General features: G+C 50.4%; 6 protein-coding genes, 2 tRNA genes and 2 rRNA genes. 2 read left to right on the top strand and 8 right to left on the bottom strand.

The window, feature by feature from the left end; translation table 11 throughout:
* Window positions 1-4 precede the first annotated feature (4 nt).
* The 3 genes from ilvM to ilvL form a co-directional block, all read right to left on the bottom strand.
* Entirely contained in the window at window positions 5-262 is a 258-nt protein-coding gene (gene ilvM / locus E2L00_RS20545; protein WP_167614834.1) for an acetolactate synthase 2 small subunit, read from the bottom strand.
* On the bottom strand, window positions 259-1,905 hold the full coding sequence (gene ilvG / locus E2L00_RS20550) for an acetolactate synthase 2 catalytic subunit (RefSeq protein ID WP_167614836.1): 1,647 nt from the start codon (window positions 1,903-1,905) through the stop codon (window positions 259-261). Before ilvG ends, ilvM begins: the two co-directional genes overlap by 4 nt.
* A 139-nt stretch (window positions 1,906-2,044) precedes the next feature.
* Window positions 2,045-2,143 carry an ilv operon leader peptide gene (gene ilvL / locus E2L00_RS20555; protein ID WP_167614838.1) on the bottom strand — a complete coding sequence of 33 codons (99 nt, stop codon included), beginning with the start codon at window positions 2,141-2,143 and terminating at the stop codon, window positions 2,045-2,047.
* A 349-nt stretch (window positions 2,144-2,492) separates the two neighbouring features.
* Between ilvL and E2L00_RS20560 the strand changes: the two genes are divergently transcribed.
* Complete coding sequence (locus tag E2L00_RS20560; RefSeq protein ID WP_167614840.1) at window positions 2,493-4,013, top strand: YifB family Mg chelatase-like AAA ATPase; 1,521 nt, start codon at window positions 2,493-2,495, stop codon at window positions 4,011-4,013.
* A gap of 25 nt (window positions 4,014-4,038) precedes the next feature.
* Here E2L00_RS20560 and E2L00_RS20565 read toward each other — a convergent pair whose 3' ends face one another.
* The gene (locus E2L00_RS20565) at window positions 4,039-4,377 is read right to left on the bottom strand and encodes a MaoP family protein (RefSeq protein ID WP_167614842.1); all 339 of its coding nucleotides are present in this window, start codon (window positions 4,375-4,377) and stop codon (window positions 4,039-4,041) included.
* Window positions 4,378-4,496: 119 nt separating this feature from the next.
* Between E2L00_RS20565 and hdfR the strand changes: the two genes are divergently transcribed.
* On the top strand, window positions 4,497-5,321 hold the full coding sequence (gene hdfR / locus E2L00_RS20570) for an HTH-type transcriptional regulator HdfR (protein WP_167614844.1): 825 nt from the start codon (window positions 4,497-4,499) through the stop codon (window positions 5,319-5,321).
* An 80-nt stretch (window positions 5,322-5,401) separates the two neighbouring features.
* Here hdfR and E2L00_RS20575 read toward each other — a convergent pair.
* From E2L00_RS20575 to E2L00_RS20590, 4 genes are all read right to left on the bottom strand, one after another.
* Window positions 5,402-5,477: transfer RNA gene (locus E2L00_RS20575), tRNA-Trp, on the bottom strand.
* A gap of 53 nt (window positions 5,478-5,530) precedes the next feature.
* Window positions 5,531-5,607, bottom strand: a tRNA-Asp gene (locus tag E2L00_RS20580).
* Window positions 5,608-5,659: 52 nt separating this feature from the next.
* Window positions 5,660-5,775: ribosomal RNA gene (rrf, locus tag E2L00_RS20585) — 5S ribosomal RNA — on the bottom strand.
* Between the two features lie 105 nt (window positions 5,776-5,880).
* Window positions 5,881-6,123 (bottom strand): 23S ribosomal RNA (locus E2L00_RS20590); the annotation flags it as partial.

Here is a 6,123-nt window from a genome sequence, read left to right on the forward strand (position 1 = left end):
GCGCTCAGGCGCGGATTTGTTGTGATGTTTGTTGCTGGATTTCGACGCGGCCGACGTCAACCAGTTTGCTTAATTGACTAAACAGTAATTCGACGGGACGTGGGCTGGCAACGGTCAATTCAATATTAATGTTGTCGGTATTTCCCACAGCGACCATGTTCATTGCGCAGATCTGAAAACCGCGATGGCGCACCACGCGTAACACGCGCTCCAGCGTTTCCGGACGAAAGCGAGCCTGCACGGCGAGTTGATGTTGCATCATGATAATTTCTCCAGCATTTGCGAATTACTGGCACCAGGCGGTACCAACGGCCAGACGTTTTCGTACTCATCGATTGAGACATGCAGCATGTATGGGCCGTCGCTGTTTAACAGCGCGTCGATGGCACCTTCAACCTGGTCTTTACGGGTGATGTGCTGGCCGGGGATGCCAAAGGCGCTGGCCAGCGTGAGGAAATCAGGATTATCGGAGAGGTTTGTTTCACTATAGCGTTCTGAGAAAAACATCTGCTGCCACTGGCGAACCATGCCTAAACGTTGGTTATCCAGTAAAACGATTTTCAACGGCAGCTTTTTTCGTTTTACGGTGCCCAGCTCCTGTACGTTCATCATGAAGGAGCCGTCGCCGGAGATACAGATAACCGTATCGTTTGGCCGGGCGACCTGCGCTCCGACTGCGGCTGGCAACCCAAACCCCATCGTTCCCAGGCCGCTGGACGTAATAAAGTTTTCCGGACGCGTGAAGGACATATGTTGAGCCGTCCACATTTGATGCTGGCCCACATCGGTGGTAACCACACAATCTTGTGGCTTGCGGTCAGAGATCTGTTTCAACAATAACGGGGCAAAGATCGCATCACCGGGATGATCGTAACGCCATTGATTTTCTATACATAAGGTTGCGACTTCCTGCTGCCACTCCGCAATGTCTATAGGCTGTTGCAGGGCTTGCAGCATCTGGGTCAGATCGCCCTGCAGGGCAACGTGCGCCTGACGCAGTTTCCCGAGTTCGGCCGGATCGATATCCATATGGATAACTTTGGCTTGCGGGGCGAAAGTGTTGAGCTTGCCGGTTACGCGGTCATCAAAGCGGGCCCCAACGGCAATCAGCAAATCGCATTCCTGAACCGCGAGGTTGGCCGCTTTAGTGCCATGCATGCCCAACATACCCGTATAAAAAGGATGCTCCGCAGGAACCGCACCCAGCCCCTTCAACGTCACGGTTGAAGGTATATTGGTTGCGGCGATAAAATCGCGCAGCGCTGGAACGGCCTGAGCCATGCCAACTCCTCCGCCGATATACAACATCGGTTTGCGAGCGTTTGCCAACATTTCACGTGCCTGCTGCAGCTGCGCATGCGGCATCTCGAAATCGTCTTCAACGGTCGACAGCCACGGCTCCAGTTCCCCCAGCGTTAACTGGATATCTTTAGGAATATCAACCAGCACCGGACCGGGGCGTCCTGAGTTCGCAATTTCGAAGGCTTCGGCGAGGATACGGGGTAAATCCTCAAAGGACTCAACAAGAAAACTATGTTTGGTACAAGCCAGAGATAACCCTAAAACATCTACTTCCTGAAAAGCATCGGTGCCGATGAACGGGACCGCCACCTGGCCGGTGATGGCAACAACGGGAACGGAATCTAACAGCGCATCGGCAAGACCGGTGATGAGATTTGTGGCGCCAGGGCCTGAAGTCGCGATGCAAACGCCTGTTTTTCCTGTAGAACGAGCGTAACCAATGGCTGCCATTGCCGCGCCTTGCTCATGGCGACAAAGTAAATGCTCCACTCCGCCGTCATACAGTGCATCGTAGACGGGCATAATCGCGCCGCCGGGATAGCCGAAAACTGTCTCTACACCCTGCGCTCGCAAAGCATGTACCACCCACTGTGCACCATTCATAGTTAGTTCCCCGTCTCATTACTGGAGAAACAGAATATTATTCTGTAACAGTTCGTCTGTTTCTCTCTTAAATTTTTTTGCCAACAAAAAACCCCCGGACCTTTCGGTGCGGGGGTTCTTTTCGATTCAGACTTGATTTTTAAGCCTTTCTTTCTCCAGGAGCAGCCCCGCACGGTGGGATAATAATCACCACCACGCTAATCACGACCAGGCTAATCACACGTAGAAGGGCTTTCATTGCTGTATATTCTGACATCTCGTTCGAAGTAATGCCTACAGAGTTATCACAGAGAACGATGAAGAGACAAGATTTTTTTATAATTAACTTTACAGTTTAAAGAGTAAATAAAAGAAAAAGACCTTATTTTCAGTGGTTAAGTAGATAATGAAAAAAATTCACTGCCGGCAATTTTCCCGGTGCTCTGTCTGTAGCTGATAAAATAATTTCATTGGGATACACCTCACAGATTACAAGCCATGAATGTAAGAGCGCCAGAAAGACTGGAAGGCTCCTCGACAGATATCCTTTTCCCCCTTAACGCTGAAGTAGCCGGCTGACAGTATTGTTTCTCATCTGAGGAGAGAATATGGCACTGGCAGTTGTTAATACGAGGGCGGCTTTGGGTATTGCCGCTCCTCTGGTCACCGTTGAGGTACATCTTAGTCAGGGATTACCCGGCTTAACGCTGGTGGGCCTGCCGGAGACTACCGTCAGAGAAGCCAGAGATCGCGTACGTAGCGCCATCATCAATAGCGGCTATACGTTTCCCGCAAGGAAAATCACCATCAACCTTGCACCGGCAGATCTGCCAAAAGAAGGGGGAAGATACGATCTACCCATTGCATTAGCCTTACTCGCTGCCTCTGAACAGCTCTCAACGGATAAACTGGGTCAATATGAGTTCGTGGGTGAGCTGGCCCTCACGGGCGCTTTACGCGGCGTTCCAGGGGCGATCTCATCAGCAATGGAATCCCTGAAAGCAGGCAGAAATATTATTGTGGCAGAGGAAAATGCCAGCGAACTGGGATTAATCAAGCAGCAAGGTTGCCTTGTCGCAAACCATCTTACTCAGGTATGTGCTTTTCTGGAGAACAAAGGTGAGCTTGATGCGCCTGAAGTGCAGCAAGAACGGCAGATTGAAAACGGACCTGATCTCAATGAAATCATTGGTCAACCACAGGGGAAACGTGCTTTAGAAATTTCTGCCTCTGGCGGTCATAATTTATTACTTATCGGCCCGCCAGGGACAGGTAAAACCATGCTGGCCAGCCGCCTGATAACGCTCCTGCCCTCTTTAAACGACGACGAAGCTCTCGAAAGCGCGGCCATTCTCAGCCTGGTTAATCCACACGCCCTGCACAAAAAATGGCATCAGCGTCCGTTCAGGGCTCCGCATCATAGTGCTTCGCTGACGTCGCTGGTTGGCGGCGGCGGTATACCCCGACCGGGTGAGATATCACTGGCTCACAATGGCGTGCTGTTTCTGGACGAGCTACCTGAGTTTGAACGCCGTGTGCTGGATGCACTACGTGAACCTATCGAATCAGGAGAGATCCATATATCGCGCGCGCGGGCAAAAATTACCTATCCCGCACGCTTTCAATTACTGGCAGCAATGAATCCCAGCCCTACCGGACATTATCAGGGTAAACACAACCGCTGTACGCCAGAACAAACGCTACGCTATCTGAGTCGGCTGTCAGGGCCGTTTCTGGATCGCTTTGACCTGTCGGTTGAAATCCCTCTTCCGCCTGCGGGAATACTCAGTAAACCTTTTCAGCAAAGTGAAAGCAGCGCGGATATAAGGGCACGGGTCTTACAGACGCAACAACGGCAGTATCTGCGCCAAAATAAACTTAATGTAAGGCTGGATAACCATGAAATCCGAAAACATTGCGCTATAGAGCAACAGGATGCGATATGGCTGGAAGAGGCGTTGGTTAAGCTAGGTTTATCCATACGGGCATGGCAGCGATTATTAAAAGTCGCCCGGACGATCGCTGATATGCAGCAGCATGAAAAAATCAGGCGAGAACATCTTCTGGAGGCTTTAAGCTATCGTGCGATAGACCGCTTACTGGTTCACCTGCAGCAGTTGGTGGAATAAAAAATGGGGCCAGGCCCCATTTTTACTAGTCTTCGCTGTCGGTAAAGTCTTCCACCGTATCCATCTGCGGTTTACCACCGGAGAGGGTATGGAAGCGCTTAGGACGCTTGATGCGCGACATGTACTTGCTCCATACACGTTCGGCTTCTGTGGCTGGCTCACGCTCACCACGGCATACCGCCACGAACAGCACTTCTTCTTCAGTTCCGGGTTCACGCTTACCGAGATCCAGTTCATTGAACGCAAAACCATGGCGTTCCAGTAACTGTGCCTCTTTAATGGTGAAGTCACCATGGCGAGCGAACCCGCGTGGATAATGTTTATTGTCGAAAAACCGATTAGTCGTCGTAAAGCTTTCCGCCATCCTACACGCTCCTGATTCTCTTGGCCGAGCTATTTATGGCGCGGAGTATTAGTTACGCTTGACAGAGCGTCAAACAAAACATTTAAATCATAACGACAAAATTTTTTTGGGAGTGAATCGTGGATACCGAATTACTGAAAACCTTTTTAGAAGTCAGCAGAACCCGCCATTTTGGACGGGCCGCAGAGGCGCTCTACTTAACGCAGTCCGCCGTCAGTTTTCGTATTCGCCAGCTTGAGAACCAACTCGGTGTAAACCTTTTTACCAGGCATCGCAATAACATACGGCTTACGTCAGCGGGCGAGCGGTTGCTCCCCTATGCTGAAAATCTGATGAGCATCTGGCTCGCGGCCAGGAAAGAAGTCTCCCATACGTCGCAGCATAACCAGTTAACTATCGGCGCAAGCGCTTCTCTGTGGGAATGCATGCTTTCCGAATGGCTGATAACGCTTTATCAGCAGCATAGCGGCCTGCAGTTTGAGGCACGTATTGCACAACGTCAGTCGCTAGTAAAACAGCTACATGAGCGCCAGCTTGACTTATTGATCACGACTGAAGCCCCTAAGATGGATGAATTCTCAAGCCAGTTGCTTGGGCACTTCAATCTGGCTCTCTTTGCTTCATTGCAGGAGCAGCGCAAAGAAGAACTGACTTACTTACGCCTGGAATGGGGGCCTGATTTTCAACAGCACGAAGCAGGTTTGATCAATAACGACGATATTCCTGTTTTGACAACCAGTTCCGCACAGATAGTCAGTAATCTGCTTAAAGAGCTTAACGGATGTACATTCTTACCCGTTGCATGGGCAAAGAAACAGGAAGGTTTATGGCAGGTTGCGGAGACAAAAATACTCTCTCGCCCTTTGTATGCAATCTGGCTACAGAATAGTGATAAACAGAACACAATCAAAGAGTTATTAAAGACATCACTCATAGCGCAGTAATGCGCTTTTGAGAACAAAAGGAAGGATTTTTGAGGAATTTAAGGCAAAAAAAATCCTTTGCCTAAGCAAAGGATCATATATGGCAGGGGCGGAGAGACTCGAACTCGCGACACCCGGTTTTGGAGACCGGTGCTCTACCAACTGAGCTACGCCCCTAAATAACGCTTATTATTAAGCCCGCTAATTAGCAGGCTCAATTTTCTAATAAGTGGCGGAACGGACGGGACTCGAACCCGCGACCCCCTGCGTGACAGGCAGGTATTCTAACCGACTGAACTACCGCTCCACCGAATTTCTTACAGCCACCGGACTTAATCCGGCTTACTTCTGAATTTGGAGCCTGGCAGTTCCCTACTCTCGCATGGGGAGACCCCACACTACCATCGGCGCTACGGCGTTTCACTTCTGAGTTCGGCATGGGGTCAGGTGGGACCACCGCGCTGTTGCCGCCAGGCATATTCTGTTTTATTAACCGTCACACCGCGTGACCATTAATGTAAATCCGGAATGCAGCTGAAAATTAAATTATCGTCTCTCACCAAAACACCTTCGGTGTTGTAAGGTTAAGCCTCACGGATCATTAGTACTGGTTAGCTCAATGCATCGCTGCACTTACACACCCAGCCTATCAACGTCGTCGTCTTCAACGTTCCTTCAGGAGCCTTAAAGGCTCAGGGAGAACTCATCTCGGGGCAAGTTTCGCGCTTAGATGCTTTCAGCGCTTATCTTTTCCGCATTTAGCTACCGGGCAGTGCCATTGGCATGACAACCCGAACACCAGTGATGCGTCCACTCCGGTCCT

Origin of the sequence: Cedecea colo, assembly GCF_011808225.1 — a bacterium.
In the GTDB taxonomy this organism is placed as follows: domain Bacteria; phylum Pseudomonadota; class Gammaproteobacteria; order Enterobacterales; family Enterobacteriaceae; genus Dryocola; species Dryocola colo.

Bases quoted from the DNA above. Each gene is read 5' to 3' on its own strand.
- ilvL (WP_167614838.1), bottom strand. From the start codon at position 2,143: ATGAAAGCCCTTCTACGTGTGATTAGCCTGGTCGTGATTAGCGTGGTG.
- ilvG (WP_167614836.1), bottom strand. From the start codon at position 1,905: ATGAATGGTGCACAGTGGGTGGTACATGCTTTGCGAGCGCAGGGTGTA.
- E2L00_RS20565 (WP_167614842.1), bottom strand. From the start codon at position 4,377: ATGGCGGAAAGCTTTACGACGACTAATCGGTTTTTCGACAATAAACAT.
- E2L00_RS20560 (WP_167614840.1), top strand. From the start codon at position 2,493: ATGGCACTGGCAGTTGTTAATACGAGGGCGGCTTTGGGTATTGCCGCT.
- ilvM (WP_167614834.1), bottom strand. From the start codon at position 262: ATGATGCAACATCAACTCGCCGTGCAGGCTCGCTTTCGTCCGGAAACG.